The 26,488-nt window shown below is 71.6% G+C and carries 21 protein-coding genes; 14 read left to right on the top strand and 7 right to left on the bottom strand.

Annotation, left to right across the window (positions count from 1 at the left end):
- Positions 1–57: 57 nt before the first annotated feature.
- The 6 genes from QRN26_RS16825 to QRN26_RS16800 all read left to right on the top strand — a co-directional run bounded on the left by QRN26_RS16825 (position 58) and on the right by QRN26_RS16800 (position 7,272).
- Positions 58–1,026 carry a diacylglycerol/lipid kinase family protein gene (locus QRN26_RS16825; RefSeq protein WP_285037633.1) on the top strand — a complete coding sequence of 323 codons (969 nt, stop codon included), beginning with the start codon at positions 58–60 and terminating at the stop codon, positions 1,024–1,026.
- Between the two features lie 103 nt (positions 1,027–1,129).
- Positions 1,130–2,800: a urocanate hydratase gene (gene hutU / locus QRN26_RS16820; protein ID WP_285037632.1), complete on the top strand. Its 1,671-nt coding sequence runs from the start codon at positions 1,130–1,132 to the stop codon at positions 2,798–2,800.
- Positions 2,797–4,014 carry an allantoate amidohydrolase gene (locus QRN26_RS16815; protein ID WP_285037631.1) on the top strand — a complete coding sequence of 406 codons (1,218 nt, stop codon included), beginning with the start codon at positions 2,797–2,799 and terminating at the stop codon, positions 4,012–4,014. The genes hutU and QRN26_RS16815 overlap by 4 nt, the downstream gene beginning before the upstream one ends.
- Positions 4,011–5,480, top strand: a complete 1,470-nt coding sequence (locus QRN26_RS16810) for a formimidoylglutamate deiminase (protein ID WP_285037630.1) — start codon at positions 4,011–4,013, stop codon at positions 5,478–5,480. The genes QRN26_RS16815 and QRN26_RS16810 overlap by 4 nt, the downstream gene beginning before the upstream one ends.
- On the top strand, positions 5,477–6,670 hold the full coding sequence (gene hutI, locus QRN26_RS16805; RefSeq protein ID WP_285037629.1) for an imidazolonepropionase: 1,194 nt from the start codon (positions 5,477–5,479) through the stop codon (positions 6,668–6,670). Before QRN26_RS16810 ends, hutI begins: the two co-directional genes overlap by 4 nt.
- The gene (locus tag QRN26_RS16800; protein WP_285037628.1) at positions 6,667–7,272 is read left to right on the top strand and encodes a HutD/Ves family protein; all 606 of its coding nucleotides are present in this window, start codon (positions 6,667–6,669) and stop codon (positions 7,270–7,272) included. The genes hutI and QRN26_RS16800 overlap by 4 nt, the downstream gene beginning before the upstream one ends.
- Positions 7,273–7,572: 300 nt before the next feature.
- Here the strand turns inward: QRN26_RS16800 and QRN26_RS16795 are convergent, their stop codons facing one another.
- The 4 genes from QRN26_RS16795 to QRN26_RS16780 form a co-directional block, all read right to left on the bottom strand.
- The gene (locus QRN26_RS16795; RefSeq protein WP_502927698.1) at positions 7,573–8,922 is read right to left on the bottom strand and encodes an ABC transporter substrate-binding protein; all 1,350 of its coding nucleotides are present in this window, start codon (positions 8,920–8,922) and stop codon (positions 7,573–7,575) included.
- Between the two features lie 320 nt (positions 8,923–9,242).
- A complete protein-coding gene (locus QRN26_RS16790) occupies positions 9,243–10,409 on the bottom strand; it encodes an FAD-dependent oxidoreductase (RefSeq protein WP_285037626.1) in 1,167 nt (388 codons plus the stop codon).
- A complete protein-coding gene (locus QRN26_RS16785; protein ID WP_285037625.1) occupies positions 10,406–11,662 on the bottom strand; it encodes an NAD(P)/FAD-dependent oxidoreductase in 1,257 nt (418 codons plus the stop codon). Before QRN26_RS16785 ends, QRN26_RS16790 begins: the two co-directional genes overlap by 4 nt.
- A 76-nt stretch (positions 11,663–11,738) precedes the next feature.
- Positions 11,739–12,968: an MFS transporter gene (locus QRN26_RS16780; protein WP_285037686.1), complete on the bottom strand. Its 1,230-nt coding sequence runs from the start codon at positions 12,966–12,968 to the stop codon at positions 11,739–11,741.
- A gap of 151 nt (positions 12,969–13,119) precedes the next feature.
- Between QRN26_RS16780 and QRN26_RS16775 the strand changes: the two genes are divergently transcribed.
- Entirely contained in the window at positions 13,120–13,788 is a 669-nt protein-coding gene (locus QRN26_RS16775) for a GntR family transcriptional regulator (protein WP_285037624.1), read from the top strand.
- A 14-nt stretch (positions 13,789–13,802) separates the two neighbouring features.
- On the opposite strand, the gene pheA is transcribed toward QRN26_RS16775, so the two are convergent.
- Entirely contained in the window at positions 13,803–14,765 is a 963-nt protein-coding gene (pheA, locus tag QRN26_RS16770) for a prephenate dehydratase (protein WP_056782137.1), read from the bottom strand.
- 291 nt (positions 14,766–15,056) lie between these two features.
- On the opposite strand from pheA, the gene QRN26_RS16765 reads away from it, so the two are divergent.
- Both QRN26_RS16765 and pgm read left to right on the top strand, forming a co-directional pair.
- Complete coding sequence (locus QRN26_RS16765; protein WP_285037623.1) at positions 15,057–16,604, top strand: alpha/beta hydrolase; 1,548 nt, start codon at positions 15,057–15,059, stop codon at positions 16,602–16,604.
- A 79-nt stretch (positions 16,605–16,683) separates the two neighbouring features.
- Positions 16,684–18,303: a phosphoglucomutase (alpha-D-glucose-1,6-bisphosphate-dependent) gene (gene pgm / locus QRN26_RS16760; protein ID WP_056010909.1), complete on the top strand. Its 1,620-nt coding sequence runs from the start codon at positions 16,684–16,686 to the stop codon at positions 18,301–18,303.
- 60 nt (positions 18,304–18,363) lie between these two features.
- Here pgm and QRN26_RS16755 read toward each other — a convergent pair whose 3' ends face one another.
- Complete coding sequence (locus QRN26_RS16755; protein ID WP_285037622.1) at positions 18,364–19,221, bottom strand: M15 family metallopeptidase; 858 nt, start codon at positions 19,219–19,221, stop codon at positions 18,364–18,366.
- Between the two features lie 81 nt (positions 19,222–19,302).
- On the opposite strand from QRN26_RS16755, the gene QRN26_RS16750 reads away from it, so the two are divergent.
- From QRN26_RS16750 to QRN26_RS16735, 4 genes are all read left to right on the top strand, one after another.
- Positions 19,303–20,397 (top strand): alpha/beta hydrolase, encoded by a 1,095-nt coding sequence (locus QRN26_RS16750; protein ID WP_285037621.1) that lies wholly within the window; start codon positions 19,303–19,305, stop codon positions 20,395–20,397.
- 109 nt (positions 20,398–20,506) lie between these two features.
- Positions 20,507–22,303, top strand: a complete 1,797-nt coding sequence (locus QRN26_RS16745) for an MDR family MFS transporter (RefSeq protein ID WP_285037620.1) — start codon at positions 20,507–20,509, stop codon at positions 22,301–22,303.
- 260 nt (positions 22,304–22,563) lie between these two features.
- On the top strand, positions 22,564–24,012 hold the full coding sequence (locus tag QRN26_RS16740; RefSeq protein WP_285037619.1) for a GH1 family beta-glucosidase: 1,449 nt from the start codon (positions 22,564–22,566) through the stop codon (positions 24,010–24,012).
- A gap of 141 nt (positions 24,013–24,153) precedes the next feature.
- Positions 24,154–25,164 (top strand): LacI family DNA-binding transcriptional regulator, encoded by a 1,011-nt coding sequence (locus QRN26_RS16735; RefSeq protein WP_235522682.1) that lies wholly within the window; start codon positions 24,154–24,156, stop codon positions 25,162–25,164.
- A 53-nt stretch (positions 25,165–25,217) separates the two neighbouring features.
- On the opposite strand, the gene QRN26_RS16730 is transcribed toward QRN26_RS16735, so the two are convergent.
- Positions 25,218–26,087, bottom strand: a complete 870-nt coding sequence (locus tag QRN26_RS16730) for a DNA-methyltransferase (RefSeq protein ID WP_285037618.1) — start codon at positions 26,085–26,087, stop codon at positions 25,218–25,220.
- 69 nt (positions 26,088–26,156) lie between these two features.
- On the opposite strand from QRN26_RS16730, the gene QRN26_RS16725 reads away from it, so the two are divergent.
- The gene (locus tag QRN26_RS16725; RefSeq protein ID WP_285037617.1) at positions 26,157–26,450 is read left to right on the top strand and encodes a GNAT family N-acetyltransferase; all 294 of its coding nucleotides are present in this window, start codon (positions 26,157–26,159) and stop codon (positions 26,448–26,450) included.
- Positions 26,451–26,488: the final 38 nt, after the last annotated feature.

The following is a 26,488-nucleotide window of genomic DNA, read 5'->3' as shown; positions in this document are numbered from 1 at the left end:
CCGGCAAGTCTAGCGATCGAGGTCGGCGCCAGAGCCCCGGGACAGTACCGTTGGGCCATGCCGACTCCCCCGCACGCAGCGCTCGTGTACAACCCGGTGAAGGTCGACGCCACCCGGTTGCGGAGCGCCCTCGAGGCCCGCTCGCAGGAGGCGGGGTGGGCGGCACCGCACCTCTACGAGACGAGTGTCGAGGATCCCGGTGTCGGGCAGGCGCGACGCGCGGTCCTCGACGGCGCACAGGTCGTGCTCGCGGCCGGTGGCGACGGGACGGTGCGCGCCGTCGCCGAGGGACTGCGCGGGAGCGGGGTGCCGCTGACCCTCATCCCCTCCGGCACCGGCAACCTGCTGGCGCGGAACCTCAAGCTGCCACTCGGTGACCAGACGGCCGCGATCGGGACCGCCTTCACGGGCGAGACGCGGGCCATCGACATCGGCGTGGCCATGATCACGCGCCCCGACGGCTCCGAGGAGGAGCACGCGTTCGTCGTGATGGCCGGCATGGGGATCGACGCGATGATGATCTCCACCGCCAACCCGGACCTGAAGAAGTCGCTCGGTTGGCTCGCCTACGTCGAGTCCGGACTCCGCTCCATCATCACCGCGGCGCCGTTCCGCATCCACTACCAGCTGCGCGGGCACCGGCAGCATGCGGCGACCGTGAGCTCCGTGCTCGTCGGCAACTGCGGCACGCTCCAGGGCGGGGTGCAGCTCATGCCGGACGCCGAACTCGACGACGGCTTCCTCGACGTCGCGGTGCTGCAGCCGAAGGGCGCGTTCGGCTGGTTGCTCGTGTGGCGGAAGGTGACGTGGGAGAACCGGGTGCTGCGACGGACGGCGGTCGGGCGTCGGATGATCCGGTTCACCGAGGGTCGCGGCGCCAACACGGTGACGAACCTGCGGGCGGAGGCGCTGACGCTCCGGGTGGAGGAGGCACAGGACCTCGAACTCGACGGTGACGCGTTCGGGATGGCGACCGTGGTCGCCTTCGACGCGCACCGCGGCGGGCTGCTCGTCACCCTGCCGTAGCGGCCACCCTGGCCTACCCGGCGCCGGCCCGATGTCTGGTCCCCCAGACACCTCGTCGTCGACGGACCTCGCCGGGCGACCCCCGGCGGAGTGGACTGAGCGCATGACCGACTCGGCACACGCTCCCCGGACCATCCGCGCCGCTCGCGGCACCACCCTCACCGCCAAGAGCTGGCAGACCGAGGGCCCGCTCCGGATGCTCATGAACAACCTCGACCCCGAGGTCGCCGAGCACCCGGAGGACCTCGTCGTCTACGGCGGCACCGGCAAGGCGGCCCGCAACTGGGAGGCGTACGACGCGATCGTCCGCACCCTCGAAGGGCTGGAGTCCGATGAGACCCTGCTCGTGCAGTCCGGCAAACCCGTCGGCGTCTTCCGCACGCACGAGTGGGCACCGCGCGTGCTCATCGCGAACTCCAACCTCGTTGGCGACTGGGCGACGTGGCCCGAGTTCCGCAAGCTCGAGGCCGAGGGCCTCACGATGTACGGGCAGATGACCGCCGGCTCGTGGATCTACATCGGCACACAGGGCATCCTCCAGGGCACCTACGAGACCTTCGCCGCAATCGCCGACAAGCGGTTCGGCGGGACCCTCGCCGGCACCCTCACCCTCACGGGCGGCGCCGGCGGCATGGGCGGCGCACAGCCGCTCGCCGTCACCCTGAACGAGGGCGTCGTCCTCATCGTCGACGTCGACCCGTCCCGGTTGCAGCGTCGCGTCGAACACCGCTACCTCGACGAGATGACCGACGACCTCGACGATGCCGTCGCCCGGGTGCTCGCCGCCAAGGCCGAGCGCCGTGCGCTGTCCGTCGGCCTCGTCGGCAACGCGGCGACCGTGTTCCCCGAGCTCCTGCGTCGCGGCGTCGCGATCGACATCGTCACCGACCAGACGAGCGCGCACGACCCGCTCGCCTACCTCCCGGAGGACACGGCGCTCGCCGATTGGCAGACCGAGTCCACCACCGACGCCGCCGACTTCACGACCCGGTCGCGCCTCGCCATGGCGAAGCAGGTCGAGGCGATGGTCGGCTTCCAGGACGCCGGTGCCGAGGTCTTCGACTACGGCAACTCGATCCGCGCGGAGGCGAAGCTCGGCGGCTACGCGCGCGCCTTCGACTTCCCCGGCTTCGTCCCGGCGTACATCCGGCCCCTCTTCGCCGAGGGCAAGGGGCCCTTCCGCTGGGCCGCGCTCTCCGGCGACCCGGCCGACATCGCCGCGACCGACCGCGCCATCCTCGAGCTGTTCCCGGAGGACGAGAAGCTGCGCCGCTGGATCACCTCCGCCGGCGAGAAGATCGCCTTCGAGGGTCTGCCGGCACGCATCTGCTGGCTCGGCTACCAGGAGCGCCACCTGGCCGGCCTGAAGTTCAACGAGATGGTCGCCTCGGGTGAACTGAGCGCGCCCGTCGTCATCGGCCGCGACCACCTCGACTCCGGTTCCGTCGCCTCGCCCTACCGGGAGACGGAGGCGATGGCCGACGGTTCGGACGCCATCGCCGACTGGCCGCTGCTCAACGCCCTGCTCAACACGGCGTCCGGCGCGACCTGGGTGTCGATCCACCACGGCGGCGGCGTCGGCATCGGCCGCTCCATCCACGCCGGTCAGGTGATCGTCGCCGACGGGACGCCGCTCGCCGCCGAGAAGATCGCGCGCGTGCTGGTGAACGACCCGGGCACCGGCGTCATGCGGCACGTCGACGCCGGCTACGAGCGGGCGGCAGAGGTCGCCCGCGAACGCGGCCTGCGGGTGCCGATGTGGGAGGGCGAGTGACCGACGGCCTGCTCGCCCACGGCCGCCTGGCGGGACTCGACGAGATCGCCGGTGTCGGGGTCGACCCGGCACGCGGTGGGTACTCCCGGCACGTCTGGACACCGGCCGAGTTCGAGCTGCGCGAGTGGTTCACGGCCCGCGCCGCCCGGCTCGGTCTGGACGTCGAGACGGACCGGAACGGCAACCTCTGGGCGTGGTGGGGCACGCCGGGGCCTGACGCGGTCGTCACCGGCAGCCACCTCGACTCCGTCCCGGGCGGCGGCGCCTTCGACGGGCCGCTCGGCGTCGTCTCCGCCCTGGACGCCGTGGCACGCCTGCAGGCCACCGGCTTCCAGCCGTCCCGTCCCGTCGCCGTCGTGGTGTTCGCCGAGGAGGAGGGGTCGCGGTTCGGGGTCGCCTGCCTCGGATCCCGGCTCCTGTCCGGGGCGATCACCGCGGACGCCGCCCGGGCGCTGACGGACGCCGACGGGATCACGGTGGCCGAGGCCGCAGCCGCAGCCGGGCTCGCCCCCGAGCACCTCGGCCGCGACGACGAGGCCCTCGCCCGCATCGGACTCTTCATCGAGCTGCACGTGGAACAGGGGCGCGGCCTCATCGACCTGGACTCGCCCACGGCCGTCGCGTCGTCGATCCTCGCCCACGGCCGGTGGCGGCTCCGCGTGAGCGGCCAGGGCAACCACGCCGGCGCCACGGGCATGCGCGAGCGCCGTGATCCGGTGGTCGCCGCAGCCCGCGCGATCCTCGCGGTCGAGCAGGCCGCCCTCGCGACGGACGACGCCCGCGCCACCGTGGGCCGCATGCGCATCGTGCCCGGCGGTACCAACGTCATCGCCTCGGAGGTCGACGCCTGGGTGGACGCCCGCGCGGCCACCGACACCGAGACGCGCGCCCTCGTCGCGGACATCGGCGCCCGCGTACAGGAGGCCGTCGCCGACTCCGGATGTGCGGCGGAGCTGATCGAGGAGTCGTGGTCGGGCGTCGTCGAGTTCGACCCAGAGCTCGCCGCGCGGCTCGCCGGCACGCTCGGCGGGGTCCCGCTGCTGCCGACGGGCGCAGGCCACGACGCCGGGGTCCTGAGCGGCGCGGTGCCGACGGCGATGGTCTTCGTCCGGAACCCGACGGGCGTCTCGCACTCGCCGGAGGAGTTCGCCGAGACGGCCGACTGCGTCGCCGGGGTCGAAGCGCTCGAGACCCTGCTGCGGAGCGTACTGTGAGCGTCGCGAGCACCGCCGCCGCCGCCTCGGACGACCGACCGTCCACCTGGGCGGCGACCGCGATCATCGACGGCCGACCGATCGACCGCGTCCGGTTCACCGCCGACGACGCAGGACGCATCGCCACCGTCGAGCGGGGCGTCGACCCGCAGGCGGACGACCGACGCCTCGGAACCGTGGTCCCCGGCATGGGCAACGCCCACTCCCACGCGTTCCACCGACTGCTCCGCGGGCGCACCCACGCCGACGGCGGCGACTTCTGGCAGTGGCGTGAGGCGATGTACGCGGCAGCCGCGAGTCTCGACCCGGAGCACTACGGCCGGGTCGCCCGCGCCGTGTTCGGCGAGATGCTCGCGTGCGGCTGGACGGCGGTCGGCGAGTTCCACTACGTGCACCACCAGGCCGACGGCACCCCGTACCCGAGCGCCCACGCGATGGAACTCGCGGTCGCCGAGGCCGCCGCCGAGATCGGCATCCGGCTCACCCTCCTCGACACGGCCTACCTCGCGAGCGGTCTCGGACCCGCCGGTGGTCCGGCCGCGCCGCTCCTCGTGGAACAGCGCGCGTTCGGCGACGGCGACGCGGCCGGCTGGCTCGACCGCTGGCACGGACTCCGCACGGCGCTCTCTGCCTCGCACGACGCGGCCGGACTGGTGACCCTCGGTGCCGCACTGCACTCGGTGCGCGCCGTGCCCGTCGAGGCCATGCGCACCATCCTCGCCGGACTACCGGAGGACGTCGCCCTGCACGTCCACCTCTCGGAGCAACCGCAGGAGAACCTCGACACCCTCGCGAAGACGGGTAGGACACCAACGGGTGTGCTGGCCGCACTCGGAGCGCTCGACCCGCGCCTCAGCCTCGTCCACGCGACGCATCTGACCGACGCCGACATCACGGCGATCGGGCGGTCGGGCGCGACCGTCGTGATGTGTCCGACGACCGAGGCCGACCTCGGCGACGGCATCGGACCGGCACGCCGCCTCGCGGACGCCGGCGCGCGGATCGCCGTGGGATCCGACCAGAACGCCGTCGTCGATCCCCTGCTCGAACTGCGCGGCCTCGAGGCCGGTGAACGGCTCGCCTCCGGCCGACGCGGTCGGTTCTCGCCCGCGGAACTCCTCGAGGCCGGGACCGCCGGCGGCTACCGCTCGCTCGGACTCGGGCGGCACACGCTCGCCGTCGGCGACCCGCTCGACCTCGTCGAGGTGTCGACGTCGAGTCTGCGGACCACCGGCGCCGACCCGGCCCAGCTCGCCCTCGTCGCGACCGCGTCCGACGTCGAGCGGGTGATCGTCGGCGGGCGACTCGTGGCCGAACGCGGCCGGTTGCTCGCGACCCCGCAGGAGACCACGCCGGAACAGCTCCTCACCGCGGCGCTCGACGAGCTGGCAGCATCGACAGGGACGCCCCGAGCCGCCACCTCGTCCCCGACACCTGATCACCCCGCGCAGGAGATGCAGCCATGACGACCGAACTCATCACCGGCATCGCCGAACTCACGACCAACGCGGGTTCCGGGCCGCGCGACACCGACGGCAACCGGGTCACCGACGCGGCGCTCGTCGTCGAGGACGGTCGGATCGCCTGGCTGGGCTCGGCGTCCGATGCCCCCGCCGCCGACGCGCGGACCGACGTGGGCGGACGCGCCGTGCTGCCCGGGTGGGTCGACACCCACACGCACCTCGTGTTCGCGGGCGACCGCTCTGCGGAGTTCGAGGCGCGGATGGCCGGCGGCCGCTACGCGGCGGGCGGGATCGCCACGACCGTCGCCGCCACCCGCGCCGCTTCGGAGGAGCAGCTCGTCGCGGGCGCGAGGCGGTTGCGGGCGGAGGCACTCGCCCAGGGGACGACCTTCCTGGAGGCGAAGACGGGGTACGCGCTGGATGTCGAGGGCGAGGCGCGGTCCGCTCGAGCGGCGGCCGAGGTCGCCGACGTCGTCACCTTCCTCGGCGCCCACCTCGTGCCGGCCGGCGTCGACCGCCGCGACTACCTCGACCTCGTCACGGGCCCGATGCTCGACGCCGTCGCGCCGTTCGCGTCGTACATCGACGCGTTCTGCGAGGTCGGCGCGTTCGACGTCGAGGAGTCGCGGGAGGTGCTCCTCGCCGGTCGTGCCGCGGGGCTCGGGGTCCGCGTGCACGGCAACCAGCTCGGCGAGAGCGGCGGGGTGCGGCTCGCGGTCGAGTTGGGGGCCGCGAGCGTCGACCATGGCAACCACCTGTCCGACGCCGACGTCGACCTCCTGGCCGGCTCGTCGACGGTGGCGACCCTGCTGCCCGCCTGCGACCTGTCGACCCGTGAACCGTTCCCTCCGGCACGCGCCCTCGTCGACGCCGGCGCCGCGATCGCCCTCGCCACCAACTGCAACCCGGGTACCTCGTACACGACGTCGATGGCGTACTGCGTGGCGACCGCCGTGCTGCAGATGCGGCTCACGATCGCGGAGGCGGTCTGGGCGGCGACGCGCGGGGCCGCGGTGGCGGTCGGGCGCGAGCACGGTGTCGACGCCGTCGGATCGCTTCGCGTGGGCGGTCTCGCCGATCTGCAGGTGCTCGACGCCCCCTCGGTCTCGCATCTCGCCTACCGCCCCGGGGTGCCGCTGACGGTCGGCGTGTGGCAGCGCGGTGAGCGCGTCACGTCGGGTACCCGACCGTGAGCGATCTCGCCGAGGCACCGGGTGTCGTGCTGCTGCCGGCCGCGGGGCATCGGAGCTATCGCTGGCGGAACGGGCTCGGTACCGCGACGGAGATCGCCGCCGAGCCCGTCCGGCGCCAGACCGAGGGCGACCTCGACGTGCCGGACGGCCCGGGCTGGACGCTGAGCATCGCGACGGTCGAGTCGGACGTCGCCTTCTCCGCATTCCCGGGCGTCGACCGACAGCTGATGGCGCTGTCGACCGGCGGCCTCGGACTCGTGATCGACGGCGAGCCGGTCGAGTTGGACCGGTGGCAGGTCGCCGCCTTCGACGGGGCTGCGGCCGTGGCGTCGAGGGGAGTGGTCGGTCCGACCCTCGATCTCAACCTCATGGTGTCGCGGGACCGGTTCCGTGGATCGCTCGAGGTCGCCGTCGTCGACGGTTCGAGGCTGGTGACGACGACGCTGGGAACCACCACGTTCGTCGTGTTCCTCGATGGGTTGCTGTCGGCGGAGGGTCACGGCTCACTCGACGTGCACGACACCCTGCGACTCGATGCGGGCACCCTGCTTCTGACCGGCGACGCCACGATCGCGCTCGCGAGAATCTTCCCCAGTTCGTGAGGGATGCCAGCGCGGTGCGCTGACGCGAGCGCACCCCACAGCCGCGAGCGCGGGTCTCCGGAGGGGCGCGCTCACCTCACAGACCCGCGCTCACGCCGATGCGACAGGTCTCGCGTCAGCGCACCGCGCTGGCATGAGACCTCGCCACGGGGTGCCAGCGCGGTGCGTCCGCGTGAGCGACGCACACCCGGCGTGAGCGCTCGCCAGGCGTGTGAGCGCGGGTCTCCGGAGGGGCGCGCTCACCTCACAGACCCGCGCTCGCGTCAGCGCACCGCGCTGACGCACACCCCGGCTCGCGGACTACTTCGTGCGGTCGAGGACGGCGAAGCGGAAGACGTAGGTCGCGTCGAGCGTCTCCTCGAGCCCCGTCACGTTCTTCTGCGCGATGACCGTCTCCGTGCCCTGCAGCAGCGGGATGATCGGTGCCGCCTTCGCGGTGAGCGCCTGGATCTGCTCGATCGCGGCGATGCGCGCCGCCGGGTCCGTCGCCGTCGCCTCGGTGTCGATGAGGGCGTCGACGGCCGGGTCGGAGTACCCGTTGGCGACGGAAGCACCGGTCGTCGAGTAGGCCGAGCGGATGAAGTTGTCGGGGTCCGGGTAGTCGGGGAAGAACCCGAGCTGGTAGGCGGGGTAGCCGGACTCCGGGTTGAGTTCCTTCACGTAGCTCGTCCACTCGGTCGACTGCAGGTCGACGGAGAACAGACCCGACTCCTCCAGCTGCGACTTGATGAGCGCGTACTCCTGATCGGAGTCGGGGCCGTAGTGGTCGCTCGTGTACTGGATCGGCAGGGCGACCGGGGTACTGACCCCGGCGGCGGCGAGGATGGCGGCGGCCTTCGACCGGTCCGGGGTGTCGCCGTACGCGGTCTGGAACGCGGGCGTCGCGCCCGTCTGGCCGTCGAGCACCACCGAGTAGGCGGGCGCGTAGGTGCCCTTGTAGACCTGGTCGGCGATCTCCTTCCGGTCGACGAGCGAGGCGACCGCCTGCCGGATCGCGAGCTTCTGCGCGTCGTTCGCACCCGGCTGGGTGTTCAGGTTGAAGGTGAGGAAGCGCACCGAACCGCCAGGACCGTCGACGACCTGCAGCTCGGAATCACCGCGGAGGTCGGCGACGTCCGTCGCGGTCAACGAGCGGTAGGCGATGTCGATGTCGCCCTTCTCCAGGTCGAGCCGCAGGTTCGACGCCGTCGTGTACGGCTTGAGCACCACGTGCTGCGTCTTCGCCCGGGTCCCGGAGTAGCGCGAGTTCGCTTCGAGGGAGAGCAGCCCGCCCGACTGGTAGCTGTCGACCTCGTAGGGCCCGGAGCCGATCACGTCGTCATCGCTCAGCAGCTTGTCCGCGGGGAAGACCTCCTCGTCGACGATCGGTCCGGCCATGCTCGTGAGGACGTACGGCCAGGTCTGGTCGTTCGGGACCTTGAGCGTGAAGACCACCTGGTCGTCGTCACCCTCCTCGACGCTCTCCAGGTTCGCGAGCAGCGGCGACGGGCCGTTGTCGGCGGCGATCTCCCGGACGCGGGTGAAGGAGAAGACGACGTCGGAGGCCGTGAGCGCGTGCCCGTTGGAGAACGTCAGGCCTTCCTTGACGGTGCAGACGTAGGTGGTCGCGTCGGTGAAGTCGCAGGACTCCGCGGCGTCGGGCGCGGGCACCACGTCGCCCTCGTCGTAGCTCAGGAGGTGCTGGTAGATCTGGTTCTGCGGGGTGAAGGATCCGCGGTCCCAGGCGCCGGCGGGGTCGAGGGAGACGATCTGGTCGGTCGTCCCGATGACGAGCGCGGTCGTGGTCGTCGTGCCGCCCTGGGCCGTACAACCGGCGAGGGCTGCGACGACGCCGAGGCTCACGGCGACGGCCGCGAAACGGGTGGATCGGTTCATGGGGAGGGTCCTTCGGGTGACTGCGGGTGCGGGTGCGGGTGGGTGGCGCCGGGTGCTGTGGCGCTGGGCGGGAGGTCCGCCCGAGGGAGGCGGCGTTACGCGGGTGGGGTGTGGGCTGCGAGGGCGAACCGCGGGTGCGGGGCGTCGCCGTCGACGAGATCGGCGACGAGCCGACCGAGCACGGGTCCGAACTTGAACCCGTGACCGGAGAATCCCGTCGTGACGATGATCCTGTCGATCCGGTCGATCACGAAATCCTCGCTCGGGCTCAGGTCGTAGAGGCAACTGATGGTATGCGGCGCCGACGCGTCGACCCCGGGTACCCACTCGGCGACGTACGCGGTGAGGCGCGCGAGCTCCTCCGGTTCGGCCAGGCCGTCGCGCTCGTCGGGGTGCACGTGCACCGCACCACCGTGCAGGCCGACCTTCACGCCCTCGCCGGGGGTGAGGAGACCGTAGACGCTCGAGCCGTCGTCCGGGTAGTGGACGAAGCTCGGCCAGGCGTCCGCGGCCACCGCGGTCGGGAAGTGGGCGGGCTGCACCTGCGTGACGACGATCTCGGGGAGCGGACGGCCGACGCTCGCTGCGAGCTCGCCGACGAGGTCCGGGGTCCACGATCCGGCGGCGACGACGACGTGGTCGGCTGCGACGTCACCCAGCTCGGTGCGGACCACGGCACCGGCAGCGGTCGTCCCGGTCGCCGGAATCGGGTCGACCGCCGTCACCCGGACGCCGAACCGGAGCGTCGCCCCGGCCACCACGGCGAGGTCGAGGAAGGCCTCGATCGCCTCCGCTGACGACAGTCGCCCGCCGGTCGCGTGATGGAGGACCTCCTGCTCGAACCGGAGACCGGGCCACCGCTCCGCGGCCTGTTCCGGGGAGAGCCGTTCCGAGGCGATCCCGCCTCGCGTCATCGCGGCCTCGATCCCGCGGAGCATCTCCGGGCGGCCGTGGTCCAGTGCGCCGGTGAGTTCGAGCAGGGTCCGGCCGCTCCGTTCCTCGAGCTCGCGCCAGCCGGCGAGCGCCTCCGAGGTGAGGGCCACGTAGTCGTCGACGTCGTAGCCCTGGCGGAAGATGCGGGTCGCGCCGTGGGAGGAGCCGTGCTCGTGGCCGCGCTCGAAGCGTTCGACGAGCAGCACGCTCCGGCCGCGCTCGGCGAGCGTCCGCGCGGCGGCGGCTCCGACGACGCCGGCTCCGACGACGACGACCTCGACCCGCTCGGGCAGGGGTGCCGGTCCAGCCGTCGGCGAGGGGGCGCTCATCGGGCCTGCTCCACTCGGGCTCGGGCGTCGACTTCCCGGCGGGCGGGCATGGCGGCGGCCACCGCAGCCTCGTCGGCGAACGGTCGGGCCGGGAAGCGATCGGGCGCGTATCGCGACGGGTCGACGAAGGGGCTCTCGCCGGTGACGATGAGTTCGGCGAGCATGCGGCCGAGGCCGGGACCGTGGGTGACGCCCGACTCGTTGTCGCCGGCGACGACGTACAGCCCGGCGAGTTCCGGGATCGGCCCGGCGATGAACCGGCGGTCGGCCGTGTACGACACGACGCCCTGGACGGCCTCCGCGGCGTCGAGGACGGGGGCGGCGGCGGGGATGAGTTCCGTGACGATCGGGGTCAGGTGGTCGCGCATCGCCTCGACGAGGTCGGGGCGGTCGGGGCGGCGCTCGGCCGGGCTGTCGCGGACCGCGAGCGCCTCGTAGCCGACGCCGTTGCCGTAGGTGAGGCCACCGAGGTGCTCTCTGATCCACAGGCCGCCGCGTTCCGGGATCATCAGCGTCGGCAGCTCGCCGAGCCCGAAGGGTGCCGTGGTGAGTCGGCTCGCGATCACGCGGGCGAACGGCAGCTCGCGCCCGGTCGTGCTGAGGAGCTCGTTCGTCCAGGAGCCTGCGGCCAGGACGACCTCGTCGCCGAGCACCCGATCGCCCGCTGCGGTCAGCACGCCGACCGCCCGGCCGTCCTCGGTGAGGAGCTCGACGATCGGCGTGTGCTCGACGATCTCGACGCCCTCCGCTCGGGCGAGGTCCGCGAGCGCGAGCCCGGCGTCCGGCGCGCTGATCTGGATGCCGTCCGGGTGGATGAACGCGCCGACGATCGCCTCCGGGTCGAGCCCTGGCACGAGTTCGGCGGTCTCCACGGCGGTGAGGAGGCGGGCGTCCTCCGGACGGAGCGGGTGCTCGGCGAACGGCAGCAGGTGGTCGAGCACGGCCTGTTCGGTGAGGGCGAGCCAGACGTTGCCGGTGTCGCGGAGGGCGATGTCGTACCCGGCGGCGTCGAGGCCGCGGTAGAAGTCGATGCCGGCCTGCTCGAGCGCCAGTTCCGACGCGTTCCAGTACCAGGCGTACCCGGCCGCCCAGAGTCCGACGAAGCCGGCTCCCGCGGCGGTGGTGGCGTCGGCAGCCGCGCCCGATTCGAGGACCGTCACGCGTCGTCCGGCACGGGCGAGGTGGACGGCGGTCGACAGGCCGAACAGGCCGGCACCGACGATGACGGTGGTCGCAGGACGGGAGTCGGTCATCATTCGAGGCTACTCACTCCTCACCCGCGGACCGACCACGCCGTCGTTTTCCGACACCCGCGGACCGGACGCCGGGCTACAGGTGGTCGTGCTCGGCCGCCTCGCCCGGGATGATCGGGATCGCGACCGCCGGCAGCACCGCGACGACCAGGAAGGCGACGGGATACCCGACGAGGCCGATGAGCGCGCCCACCGCCGGACCGACGACGGACGCGGCGATGAACTGTCCGGTGTTCTGCGCCCCGAGCGCACGGCCCGCCCAGGCGGGACCGGCCATCTCCGCGACGGAGGTGAAGGCGAGCCCGTTGTCGGCGACCGTCACCGTGCTAGCCACCACGAGCGCCACGGCGACCACGACCGGCCACTGCAGGAACCCGGCCCCGGCGAGGAGCAGCATGACGACGACCGCGGACACGGCGACCCAGCGGAGCGGACGCACCCGGCTGCCGACCCGGTCGCTGAGCACGCCGACACCGATCCGTCCGACGGCCCCGACGAACTGCGAGACGCCGACGAGGACGCCCGCGGCGAGCGCGTCCCACCCCTGGTCGGACACCAACCACACGAGGGCGAAGGTCGTGAGGGTGAACTGCGGCACGACGAGCAGGATCGACACGGCGTGGATGCGCCAGAGGAAGGCGTCGCCGCGATACGGGTTGCGTGGGCGGGCGGCGGTCGGGTTCGGCGTCGTCACCGTCGGCACCGGCGTCGGAACGACGGTTCGTGGCGGGTTGCGGAGCCCGATGACGCAGGCCACCGCGAGGACACCGGTCGCGACGAGCGAGATCGTGAGCGCCGCGGAGATGCCGGACGTCGCCGCGACCGAGGGCACCGTCACCGCGGCGGCCGTGACGCCGAGCGGCTGCGACATCTGGCGGATCCCCATCGCGAGCCCGCGACGGTCCTTCGGGAACCAGCCGACGACGATCCGACCACTCGCCGAGTTCGTGCTCGCGGATGCGGCGCCACCGAGGAGCAGCAGGATCCCGAGCGGCCCGTAGCCGAGCGAGGGGATGAGTCCGTCCGCCGCGATCGCTCCGGCGGCCGCCAGGGCGGTGAGGGCGAGGCCGCCCGCGATGACGATCCGTTCGCCGATGCGGTCGGCCAGCCAGCCCCAGGCGATGAGCGTCAGCACCATGCCGAGGGTGGGCGCTGCGGCGAGGACGCCGGCCTCGGCGAGCGACATGCCGCGTTCGGCGTGCAGGAGCGGGATGAGGAACGCCGGGGTACTGACGAAGATCGTCCCGGCGGTCTGGGCGGCAACACCGAGGCCGAGGACCGTCCAAGCGCGGCCGGCGTTCGGCATCGGCGGGCGGCCTCCGCGGGTGACCGCGGGGGCCGTCGTGGGCGGGGTCGTCCCGGTCATCGAACCGCTTCCTGCTGCCGGTCGATCCGACTGCTAGCATGACGGTACACCACCTTGGTATACCAAGACCACCGACGAGAACCGAGCCCGGATGAGCACCCCGACGCAGACGACGCAGCTCTACGACCGCCTCCGAGCCGCCATCCTCACCCTCGACCTCGCGCCCGGTCAGTCCCTCACCGAGCGAGGACTGGAACAGCGGTTCGCCGCCTCACGGACGCCGGTGCGGGCGGCACTCACCCGGCTCGAGTCCGAGGGGCTCGCGAAGCGCGACGGCCGCGGCTGGATCGTCGCCCCGATCGACCTCGAGGAGATCGGCCTCATCGCCGAGTACCGCGAGGCCCTCGAGACCGCGACGGTACGACTCGCGACCGAACGCGCCACCGAGGCACAGCTCGCCGCCGTCCGCGCGCTGCTCGACGAACCGCGTCCCGACGACGAGCGCACCGTGCTGCGAGTCGGCGGCGACTTCCACGAGGAGCTCGCGGCGCTCTCCGGGAACCGACTCCTCGCCGAGGGCGTGCACGGGGCGATGGTCCGACTCGCCCGCACCCGCTGGCTCGAGGTCCGCACCCCGGAGGCCCGCGACCAGGCCTCCCGGGAGCACCACGCCATCCTCGACGCGGTCGTGGTCGGCGACGCGACGCGGGCGGCCGAGCTCGTCGCAGACCACATCCGCGGCACCAACGGACGACTCATCGCCTCGCTCACCGCCGAGCAGCGTCGCCTGCGCGGTCACGGCGTCGACATCGTCGCCTGAGCGACCGCCGCCGTTCAGTCCTCGAGCGGCTCCGCCGAGAGCAGCCCGCGCAGCCAGTCGCGCGCCTCGATGAACACCTCGTCGTTGTACCGCGAGTGGTAGTCGACGGCGGTGCGGTCGGCGCTCGGGTAGGAGCCCAGGAAGATCACGTTCGGGCTGAACCGACGGAGCCCGAGCAGCGCGTCGGCCATCCGTTCGTCCTCGATGTGTCCGAGGGCGTCGATCACGAAGCGGTAGCGCCCGAGGGCGTCGCCGATGGGTCGCGACTCGATGAGGCTCAGGTTCACGCCGCGGGTGGAGAACTGCTCCAGCATGTCGAGGAGTGAGCCGGCCTGGTCGTTCGGGAGCTCCACGATGAGGCTCGTCTTGTCGGCACCGGTACGAGCCGGGATCTCGCGGGAGCGGCTGACGACGACGAAGCGGGTCACGGCGTTCGGGTTGTCGCCGATGTTCTCCGCGAGGACGTCGAGCTCGTAGTGGTCGACGATGCCGGGCGGGGCGACGGCGGCGTCCGCGGTGGAGGTACCGTCGAGCAAGGACGCGGCAGCAGCCACGTTGCTCGACGCCGGGATGTGCCCGTGCGAGGGCAGCTTCGCATCGAGCCACAGGTGGCACTGCCCGTAGGCGACGGGGTGCGCGTTCACGATCGCGACGTCCTCGAGGCGGGTTCCGGGTCGGGCGACGAGGAAGAAGTTGACGGGGACGAGCACCTCGCCGACGATGCGCAGACCGGGCATCGTGGCCAGTGCATCCTGCGCCACGGACACCCCGCCGTCGACGGAGTTCTCGATGGCGATGACGGCGGCCGTACTGCGGCCGTCGAGCACGTCGCCGAGGGCTTCGCCGACATTGCTGACCGGCTTCCAGATCTGGCCTCTCGCCTCCTCGACCTGACCGAGCGCGACCTCGGTGAAGGTCCCGCTCGGACCGAGAAAACTGTAGCTCCGACGGGCGTCTTCGGGGGGTGCGGCAGACATGCCTCCGAGCGTACCGCGTGGCTCGCGACACGCCTCCGACGTCGTGTTGACTCCCATCCAGGTCACATCCGGCTGATATTCAGGAAAAACGGGCTGTTTCAGCCCAGATACCCCCCGTTTTGAGCTATTCAAAACACGCCAATACCCGTCACAATGGATACAAGGGTGTATTGGGCGCTGCCGCTCGTCTCGGGATGCGAGTTCACGGCCGTTCGTCTCCCCGATCTCGATGCGTGATCCGACGTCGCGCGAGGCTCCATCCGATGGCCTGAGACGACGAACAGGAGTGACGTGACGAGTGTCTTCACCGACGCCGCCTCGCGGACCACTCCTCGACTGAACCTCGCGGCGGGCGCCGAGGCCGCGTTCGACATCGCACCCTCCTGGACCCTGCCCGCCTGGCGGCTCCCGACGTGGGTCGGTCGACCGCTCTCCGCCGCCCGCGCCACGCTCGTCAAGTCGGTCGTCATGACCGTCGCCATCGCCGCGATCCTCGCCGGCGTCGTCACCGTGACGCAGACCTCGACCGCCGGGGCGAGCGCGATCGCCGCCACCGATTTCGCGCCGGCGGCGTCGACGGTCCCCACCATGAGTGCCGCGGCCTTCACCGCCACCTACGTCGGCGACCTCGCCGCTGCGGCATCCGCGCTCACGACGATGTCGTCGATCCAGGTCGCCCAGCTCTGGACCGCCTTCCCACCCGGATACCGCGCGCTGCTCATGACCGGCTACCCGGCGATCATCGGCAACCTCGAGGGCGTCACCTACACGGACCGCGCGACGGCCAACGTGTCCCGCCTCGCCGGACTCCTCGCCGACACCGAGGCGAGCTACCGCGCGATGATGGCGGGCTCCGACCAGGTCGACGGCGAAGCGGCCTCGACGGCCCTCGCGACGACCGTGTCGCGACTCGACGCGATCAAGCTGCTCGTCGACCGGTACGCCCCGGAGGCGGTCGCCGCCAGACTCCAGCCCGAGTACCTCATCACGTTGCAGTCGGCCGGGTCCGGCCCTCCTCGCGTCGCGGTCGCGGTCGGCGACGTCGACATCGCCACCTACGTCACCGTGTTCGTCCCGGGGATGAACAGCAGCGCGCTCGAGCTCGACGACTACCTGCGCGGGGCCAAGCGCATCCAGGCGGCTGCGGCGGACAGCGCCGTGATCCTCTGGATCGGCGGCCACAGCCCGACCGCCCTCGAGGTGCCCTCCAACGACCGCGCCATCGAGGGGGCGCCGCTGCTCGCCGGGGTGCTGGCCGGCTACGACGCGTACCGGACGACGCACGGTGTCGCCTCGCAGCTGAGCGTCGTGGCGCACTCCTACGGCACGGCGACGGCCTCGCTCGCCCTGGCCTCCGGCGATTACCACGTCGACGACTTCGTCATGCTCGGCTCCGCGGGCATCCCGTCCGAGATCGCGATCACCGACCTCCATGTCCCCACCAGTCGCGTGTACGCCTCGCAGGCGAGTGCCGACACGCTCGCGGGTCTCGGGCAGGTCCTGTCCGGGCGGGCCAACCCGACCGGCGGTGCCTGGGGGGCCACCGTGTTCGGCTCGGACGGCCTGACGCTCGGCGACGGCGACCACCTCGGCGCCGTCGACGGTCACAACGCGGTCGGCTCGAGCAACGCCGACGACCGGGGCAAGTACCTCGGGCCGGCCACCGAGAGCCTCTACGCGATCCAGCGCATCGTGACCGGGAAGGCGTACGCGCTGCCCGACCTCACGACTCCCGGCGGCACGCGGCACACCGGTGCGACCGGCGCCGCGGGAACGACCGACCCGGCGACCACCGCATCCGCCTCGGCGAGCGCCGCGGCGGTCCTCGCCACCCGCTGACCGTCCCCGATCGTCGGCTGCCCGACATCCGGAGGTCAAGCGCCTTCCTGACCCGATCGGTTGCTGCCAGACTGGGGCGATGAACGATCGCGCTGGGACCCCCGCCACCGAAGCCGACCTGATCGACGTGCCGTCGCTCATCGACGCGTACTACACGCTCAAGCCGGACGTCTCGATCCCGGAGCAGCGGGTCGTGTTCGGCACGTCCGGACACCGCGGCTCCTCGCTGAACACGGCGTTCAACCAGGACCACATCGCCGCCACCACGCAGGCGATCGTCGAGTACCGCGCCGGCCAGGGCATCACCGGTCCGCTCTTCATCGGTTCCGACACGCACGCGCTCAGCGGCCCGGCCCAGACGACGGCGCTCGAGGTCCTCGTCGCCAACGGGGTGCGGGTGCTCGTCGACGAGTTCGACGACTTCGTCCCGACGCCGGCGCTCAGCCACGCCATCCTCAAGTACAACGCGGAGGGCAACGGCGACCAGGCCGACGGCATCGTCGTCACGCCGAGCCACAACCCGCCGGCCGACGGCGGCTTCAAGTACAACCCGCCGCACGGTGGTCCGGCCGACTCCGACGCCACCTCGTGGATCGCGAACCGCGCCAACGAGCTCATCGCCGGTGGCCTGCACGACGTGAAGATGGCCGAGCCCTCGGCCGTCGAGACGTACGACTTCCGCGGCAATTACGTCGACGACCTGAAGCACATCATCAACCTCGACGCCATCAAGCGCAGCGGTATCCGCATCGGCGCCGACCCCTTGGGCGGCGCGAGCGTGCACTACTGGCAGGCGATCGCCGACCGGTACGAGATCGACCTCACGGTCGTCAACCCGCACGTGGACCCGGCGTGGGCGTTCATGACGCTCGACTGGGACGGCAAGATCCGGATGGACCCGTCGTCGCCGTCGGCCATGGCGGCGCTCGTCGCCCGTCGTGACGAGTTCGACCTCCTCACCGGCAACGACGCGGACGCCGACCGCCACGGCATCGTCACCCCCGACGCCGGGCTCATGAACCCCAACCACTACCTCGCCGTCGCGATCGACTACCTGTACGCGAACCGGCCCGGTTGGCGTGAGGACGCCGCCGTCGGCAAGACCCTCGTGTCGTCGTCGGTGGTCGACCGCGTGGCCGAGTCCCTCGGGCGTCGCCTGTGGGAGGTCCCGGTCGGGTTCAAGTGGTTCGTCCCCGGCCTCGTCGACGGCTCCGTCGGCTTCGGTGGCGAGGAGAGTGCGGGCGCGAGCTTCCTGCGCTTCGACGGCTCCGTGTGGACGACCGACAAGGACGGCATCCTCCTGTGCCTGCTCGCCGCGGAGATCCTCGCGGTGACCGGCAAGACCCCGTCGGTGCTGTACCGCGAACTCACGGAGCGCTTCGGCGACCCGGTGTACGAGCGCGTGGACGCCGCGGCGTCGAAGGAGCAGAAGGCGCGCCTCGGCAAGCTCGACGGTGACGCGATCACGGCGACGGAACTCGCCGGCGACCCGATCGTCGCGAAGCTCAGCCACGCTCCGGGCAACGACGCCGCCATCGGCGGGGTCAAGGTCGTGACCGAGCACGCGTGGTTCGCGGCCCGACCCTCCGGCACGGAGGACGTCTACAAGATCTACGCCGAGTCCTTCAAGGGTGCCGAGCACCTCAAGCTCGTGCAGGCCGAGGCGAAGCGGATCGTCGACGACGCCCTCGGCGCCTAGGCGCTGGCCGGTCCGCCCCGGTACCTGAGCCGCACCCCGGTCCCTGAGCGTGTCGAAGGGCTAGTTCAGGTACCCGGGGGCGGCCGGGAGTCCGAAGAACTCCTCGAGTGTCGTGACACCCGTGTTGTGCATCTCGGTCGCGAGCGACACCCCGATGTAGCGGTAGTGCCACGGCTCGAAGGAGAAGCCGGTGACCTCGACCTTGTCGGCCGGGTAGCGCAGCAGGAAGCCGAAGCGGTAGGCGTTCGCCGCCAACCACTGTCCTTCGGTCGTGTCGCCGAAGCAGGTGTTGAGCGAGCAGTTCCCGCTCGCAGCGCCGATGTCCATCGTCCAGCCGGTCTGGTGTTCGCTGTAGCCGGGTCGCGCGGTCGTCGCGTCGTCCGGCTCGCTGTCGTACACGGACACCTGGCTCGAGTAGCTGCGGTACGCGCTGTTCGACGCGAGTGACAGGCCGGCCTCGGCCGAGGCTGCGTCGAACATCTGGACGATCGCCGCGGCGGCCTCGGCGCGCAGCAGCGGGTCCCAGGTGTGTGCGACGGGAACCGCGACGAGGTCCGGCGGGGTGTAGTCGACGGGGTTGAGCGGCCGGGTCTTGTTGACGACCACCCAGGGGCTCAGCGGGTCGTCGATCGAGAAGGCGGCCTTGTCGAACGCGGGCGGCGCCGGTGGGGCGACCGGGGTGGTCTCGGTCGGGGTGGGCGTCGCGGTGGGGGTCGGGGTCGGGGTGGCCGTCGGCGTGGCGCTCGGCGTCTTCGTTGCGGCGACCGGGGTGGGCGTCGCTCCCCCGGCGATGTTGACGACGAGCACCACCAGCAGGATCGCGAGCGCCGCCGCGAGCACCCCGAAGGCGATCATGCGGTTGCGACGCACGCGCGGCGAGACCGGGCGTCGGTGGGAGGGCTGGTGGGCTGCGGTCACCCATCGAGCCTAACCGTGACACGCCGAGTCCGCCTCTGCCACACTGTCGACAGGCACGCACACCGGACGAGGGGCCCGACGATGACCGCAGCGACGCCAGCACACCACGCGCCCACGCACCGCAGGCGTCCGCGCTTCCGTCGGCTGCTGACCGCGGTCGCCGTCGTGGTCGGCCTGGGCCTCGTGGTCGCGATCGTCGCGGCGATCACCCCGTGGCCGTCCGCCCTGCTCATCCGCTCGGTCTTCGAGCGCGGAGGCGCCGCGACGGTCGCCGAGATGGAGCCGTACGTCCCGGACACGAAGCTCTCCGAGTACCGCGACGTCGCCTATGCCGCGCCGAGTGGCGGGCGCCCCCAGGTCGACACGACCCTCGACGTCTTCACTCCCGCCGACGGCACGGAGCCGCTGACCACCATCGTGTGGATCCACGGCGGGGCCTGGATCTCCGGCGAGAAGGGCAACGTCGAACCGTACCTGCGGATCCTCGCCGCCGAGGGCTACACGACGATCGCCGTGAACTACACGATCGCCCCGGAAGCGGTCTACCCGACGGCCGTCGACCAGTTGAACGATGCGCTCGCGTACATCTCCGAGCACGCGTCGGAGTGGAACGGGAACCCGGACCGCATCGTCCTGGCCGGCGACTCGGCCGGATCACAGCTCGCGAGCCAATTGGCCGTGCTCACGACGAACCCCGACTACGCCGCCCTCGCCGGTATGACCCCCGGCATCCGCGCGGATCAGCTCGTCGGCGCGATCCTCAACTGCGGCGTCTATGACATGACGGCGATGGCGGAGCTCGACGGCATCGGCGCCTGGGGACTGCAGACCGCGCTCTGGGCCTATTCGGGCACGAAGGACTGGTCGGAGACGTCGACCGGTGCGCTCATGTCCACCATCGACTTCGTCACCGCGGACTTCCCGCCCACCTTCATCACCGGCGGCAACGGCGACGCCCTCACCTGGTTGCAGTCCGTGCCGATGAGTCAGGCCCTCGAAGCCGCCGAGGTCCCCGTCACGAAGCTGTTCTGGGCCGCCGACCACGAGCCCGCGCTGCCGCACGAGTACCAGTTCCACCTCGACCTGGACGACGCGCACGTGGCGCTCACCGCCACCCTCGACTACCTCTCGGCGCTCGATGCGGAGCCCGACGCCGCAGCGACCACGACACCCTGACCGGGTCGGTTGCTGCGGAACTTGCGCCGGGTGTAAGTTTGCACACTACGCAAAATCCCCAACGTCGGTGCGCCTGTGAACCGGCGCGCCCAGAGTCGAACGAGACCGCATGTCATCCAGCTCCCCCGCCTCGACCGAGCGGTCGGGATCCACGCCCGTCCTCAGTCACCGGCAGATCCTCTTCATCATCTTCGGCCTCATGGCCGGCATGTTCCTCTCCGCCCTCGACCAGACCATCGTCGGCACCTCGATGCGCACCATCGCGGACGACCTCGACGGCATGGCCCTGCAGGCCTGGGTCACGACGGCCTACCTGATCACGTCGACGGTCTCCACGCCGATCTACGGCAAGCTGTCCGACATCTTCGGCCGTCGCCCGCTGTTCATCATCGCGATCTCGATCTTCCTGATCGGCTCGCTGCTTGCCGGCATGTCCGGCTCGATGTACGAGCTCGCGATCTTCCGCGCCATCCAGGGGCTCGGTGCCGGTGGGCTCATGGCCCTGCCGCTGACGATCATGGGCGACATGCTCGCTCCTCGTGAGCGCGCGAAGTACCAGGGGTACTTCCTCGCCGTCTTCGGCGTCTCGAGTGTCATCGGCCCGCTGATCGGCGGCCTGTTCGCCGGTGCACCCGAGTTGCTGTTCATCACCGGTTGGCGCTGGGTGTTCCTCATCAACCTGCCGATCGGCGTCATCGCGCTCGCGATCGTGCTGCGCTTCCTGCACATCCCGCACACGCGTCACAGCGTCCGCATCGACTGGTGGGGTGCCGCCACGGTCGTGCTGGCCGTCGTCCCGCTCCTCCTCGTCGCCGAGCAGGGCCGCATCTGGGGCTGGGCTTCGGCCGGCTCCATCGCCTGCTACGCGATCGGCGTCGCCGGCATCGTCGGGTTCATCCTCGTCGAGCGGGCGATGGGCGACGATGCGCTCATCCCGCTGAAGCTCTTCAAAAACTCGACCTTCCGGGTCGCCACGATCCTCGGTGTCCTCGTCGGCTTCGGTATGTTCGGCGCGATGATGACGGTGCCGCTGTTCCTCCAGCTGGTGGAGGGCGCGACGCCGACCGAGTCCGGTCTGCTCATGCTGCCGATGATCCTCGGCCTCATGATCTCCTCCATCGCGAGCGGCCAGATCATCGCGCGAACGGGCAAGTACAAGGCGTTCCCGATCGTCGGCACCTTCCTGCTGCTGAGCGGCTTCTTCTACTTCAGCTTCGCGACGGCCGACAAGCCGGTCTGGTGGATGATGGGCGGCATGCTGCTCGTGGGCCTCGGCCTCGGTCAGCTCATGCAGACGCTGACGATCGCGAGCCAGAACGCCGTCGAGGCGCGCGACATCGGGGTGGCGACGAGCTCGTCGACGTTCTTCCGTCAGATCGGTGGAACGTTGGGTACGGCGGTCATCTTCTCGGTGCTCTACACGCGCATCCCGACGACGATCGCGGCGGCCTTCGCCGACCCGACGCTCAGCGAGCGCGTCCGGGCCGCGGCGCAGGATCCGGCCGTGCTGTCCGATCCCGCGAACGAGGGCATCCTGAAGGTGCTGCAGCGGGCGCAGGAGAACAGCGGCTCGGCGGGTACCGCGCTCGACGGCGACACCTCGTTCCTCCTCGGGGCGAACCACGACCTGGCCGCGCCGTTCCTCACCGGCTTCGCCGATGCGACCGTCACGGTCTTCTGGGTGAGCTTCGCGGTGGTCGCCGTCGCGTTCGTCCTGAGCTGGTTCCTGAAGGCGCCGCCGCTGCGGGCGAAGTCGGCCCTGCAGGAGCGGACCGACGCGCAGGCCGCCGTGGACGCGGAGGACGAGCTGTCGCTCTCCGCGCAGCGGGCCGCCGAGCTGGCCGGGTCGCAGTTGTCGCCGGACACCGCGAGCAACCGCGTCGTCGACCCGAGCACCAGGCGCTGACCGTCGTTCCTCGGTTCGCCAGCGCACCGCGCTGACGTGACCGCGGGGTGACCGGCGCCGGCGCACCGCGCTGACGTGAGCGCCGTCGATTCGGCCCGACCGCGACCCCAGCACGTGAGCGCGCCCCTCCGGAGGGGCGCGCTCACGTGTGTGCACCGCGCTCACGTCAGCGCACCGCGCCGGCCCCTTACCCCACCCATGCATGAGAGCGCTCTCAGCAGGCGATAGCATGGCCTAGCACCCAGCCACGAGGAGCTCCGATGACGCACGCCCCCCAGCCCACCAGCCGCCCGGCCCTGATCCTGCCGCCGTTCCTCTGGGGTTCGGCCACCGCCGCCGCCCAGGTCGAGGGCGCCGCCCACGAGGACGGCAAGGAGGACTCCATCTGGGACGCCTTCGCTCGCGTGCCGGGGGCGATCGCGAACGGCGACGACCTGGAGGTCGCCGTCGACCACTACCACCGCAGCGCTGCCGACGTCGCGATCATGAGCGAGCTGGGCCTCGACGCCTACCGGTTCTCGACGAGCTGGGCGCGCATCAAGCCGGGCGACCGCGAGGTCAACCCCGCCGGCCTCGACTTCTACAGCCGTCTCGTCGACGAGTTGCTCGAGGCGGGGATCCTCCCCTGGCTGACGCTCTACCACTGGGACCTCCCGCAGGCCCTCGAGGAGCAGGGCGGATGGACCAATCGGGACACGGCCCTCCGCTTCGTCGACTACGCCGAAGCCACCTACGCGGTTCTCGGCGACCGGGTCCAGCACTGGACGACGTTCAACGAGCCGTTCTGCTCGGCCCTCCTCGGCTACGCGGTCGGCGTGCACGCCCCCGGCCGTCGCGACGAGGCAGCCGCCCTCGCCGCCATCCACCACCAGCACCTCGCGCACGGGCTGGCCACCACCCGCCTCCGCGAGCTGGGCGCCGAGCAGATCGGCATCACCCTCAACCTCACGAACGCGATCCCGGCCGACCCGACGGACCCGGCCGACGTCGACGCCGCGCGCCGCGTCGACGGCATCATGAACCGTATCTTCCTCGAACCGATCGTCCTCGGCGCCTACCCGGCCGACGTCACCGAGGACCTCGCCGGCCTCGGCCTCGAGGAACTCGTCCATGACGGCGACCTCGAGGCCATCTCCGCACCCATCGACTTCCTCGGCGTGAACCACTACCACGACGACCTCGTCTCGGGGCACCCCGACGACTCCGGTGCCGACGGCGGCCACTCGGGCGCGACCGAACGCGAGGTCGGCTCCCCCTGGCTCGCCTCCACCGGGATCTCCTTCCCGAGCCGCGGCCTGCCGCGCACCGCGATGGACTGGGAGGTGCACCCCGCCGGGCTCCGCACCCTCCTCGTCCGGCTCGGCCGCGAGTACCCGACGCTGCCGCCGCTGTACGTGACCGAGAACGGCGCGGCGTACGACGACGTCGTCGCCGAGGACGGCCGCATCCACGACGTCGACCGCGACGCCTTCATCCAGGACCACATCGACCAGGTGGAGCTGGCGGTCGCCGACGGCGCGGACGTGCGCGGATACTTCGTCTGGTCGCTGCTCGACAACTTCGAGTGGGCGTACGGCTACGACAAGCGTTTCGGCATCGTGCGGGTCGACTACGACACCCAGGTGCGGACGATCAAGGACAGCGGACTAGCCTACGCGCGTCGCATCGCCGCCTCACGCGCGGCACCCGCCGTCGCCGAACCGTCCTGACGCAGGAGCGACCCGGCGTGTCGCGCCCGCGAGGCCGCGACACGCCGGTCACCTCCTGAGAACGGTCACCGGCCGCTGCCGTCCAGACGGGCGGCGATACACTGCACTCGGCCACGCACACCCGCTCGGAAGGGGACGATGATGCTGTCCGGTCAAGGAGCCCCCACGCTCGAGATGGTCGCCGCCCGCGCGGGTGTCTCGCGCGCCACGGTCTCCCGGGTGGTCAACGGTTCCCCGAAGGTCACGCCGGAGGTCGTCGCCGTCGTGAACGAGGCCATCGCGGCGCTCGACTACGTCCCGAACCGCGCCGCCCGATCGCTGGCCTCGCGCCGGACGCAGGTCATCGCGCTCGTCGTCCCGGAGTCGACCGCCCGCGTGTTCTCGGACCCGTTCTTCGCCTCCGTCGTGCAGGGGGTCGCCCTCGAGCTCGCCGAGACCGACTACACGCTGAACCTCCTCATCGCCTCCGAGGCGAACTCCGAGAAGACCCGTCGCTACCTGCTCGGCGGCAACGTCGACGGGGCGCTCGTCGTCTCCCATCACAGCGGCGACCACTCGTACACACGACTCGGCCGGGAGCTGCCGATCGTGTTCGGCGGTCGCCCCATGGGGGCCGACGTCGTCGACAGCACCTACGTCGACGTCGACAACGTGGCGGGTGCGCGGAGTGCGGCGCGCTGCCTGATCGACGCAGGTCGCACGCACATCGCGACGATCGCCGGTCGGCAGGACATGCCGGGCGGGGTGGACCGTCTCGCCGGATGGCGCGCTGAACTGACCGAGGCCGGCCTGTCCGCCGACCTCATCGAGGTGGGCGACTTCTCCCCCGCCGACGGCGCCGCCGCGATGCGTCGCCTGCTCGCGCGCGGGGTGCCGATCGACGGGCTCTTCGCGGCGAACGACCAGATGGCCGCCGGCGCCTACTCCGTGATCCGCGAGGCCGGACTGACGATCCCCGGTGACATCGCGGTGGTCGGGTACGACGACGACCGCTACGGCGAGACGGCCGCGCCGCCGCTCACGACCATCGCGCAGTCGCCCGTCGATCTGGGTACCGAGATGGCCCGGGTGCTGGTGCGACGCCTCGCGGGTGAGCCGGTCGAGCGCGTCACCGTCATGCCGACCCGGCTCGTGTCGCGCGCCTCGGTGTAGCCCTTCGACAGGCTCAGGGACCGGAGTGGGGCTCAGGGACCGGGTCGGGTTCCCTACCGGGCCAGCCTGGCCCGGATGATCTCGAGCGCCTGCGGGTTCTCGTCGACGAGCACGTACCGACGTCCGAGCGCCTTCGCCACCGCGCCCGTCGTGCCACTGCCGGCGAAGAAGTCGAGCACCCAGTCGCCCTCACGGGAGGAGGCCTGCACGATCCGGCGGAGGATCCCCTCCGGCTTCTGCGTCGGGTAGCCGGTCTTCTCGCGACCGGTCGGCGACACGATCGTGTGCCACCAGACGTCCGTCGGCAGCTTGCCGCGTGCGGCCTTCTCCGCGGTGACCAGGCCGGGCGCCATGTAGGGCTCGCGGTCGACGGTCGCGTTGTCGAAGTGGTACCCCTTCGGGTCCTTCACGTAGACGAGGATCGTGTCGTGCTTCGTCGGCCAGCGGCTCTGCGCCTTCGCGCCGTAGTCGTAGGCCCAGATGATCTCGTTGAGGAAGCACTCGCGGCCGAAGAGGGCGTCGAGCAGCACCTTGGCGTAGTGGGCCTCGCGGTAGTCGAGGTGGAGGTAGAGCGTGCCGTCGGCGGCGAGGACCCGCCAGGCCTCGACGAGCCGTGGTTCGAGGAAGCCCCAGTAGTCGTCGAAGGCGTCGTCGAACCGTCGGAGGTCGCCGCGGATGCGCTCGTAGGCCTGCCCCTTGAACCCCGCGAACCGGTTCACGCCCGTCTCGGCCGTGCGGACCGAGGTCGAGGAGTGGCGGCGCTGCACCCGGCCCGTGTTGAAGGGCGGGTCGAGGTAGATGAGCGTGAACGCCTCGTCGGGCAGCTGCGCCACGACGTCGAGGTTGTCGCCTTCGAGCACGAGGTCCGGGCCGTCGTGCGTCCACAGCGGCGACCCGTCGGGAGCTGCTGCGGCGAGGGACATGTGCCCATTCTGGCAGTCCGGCCCCGCCCCGGCGGGAAGGAACGACCCGGCCCGCGCGTTGCACCCCGTATGACCACCGAGTTCGCCAACGAGACCGACGCCCAGCGATACACCATGCACGTCGACGGCCAGCTGGTGAGCGTCGTCGACTACCGGATCTCCGGCGACTCGATCTCGTTCCCCCGCACCTTCACGACGCCGCCGTTCCGCGGCAAGGGGTACGCGGGCGAGCTCGTCGCCTACGCGGTCGACGACGTCGAGCAGCACAGCGAGCGGCGGATCGTGCCCATGTGCTGGTACGTCGGCGAGTGGTTCGACGCTCACCCGGAGCGCCAGGACCTCCTCACCCGCTCGGCGAGCTGACCGGACCCCGACGCGTCATCCTCCGTCCACCTGGCGGT

This window comes from Plantibacter sp. ME-Dv--P-095 (assembly GCF_030209365.1).
Taxonomy (GTDB): Bacteria; Actinomycetota; Actinomycetes; order Actinomycetales; family Microbacteriaceae; genus Plantibacter.
Note: the sequence above shows the minus strand (reverse complement) of the source record. Positions and strands in the feature narration are given on the sequence as shown.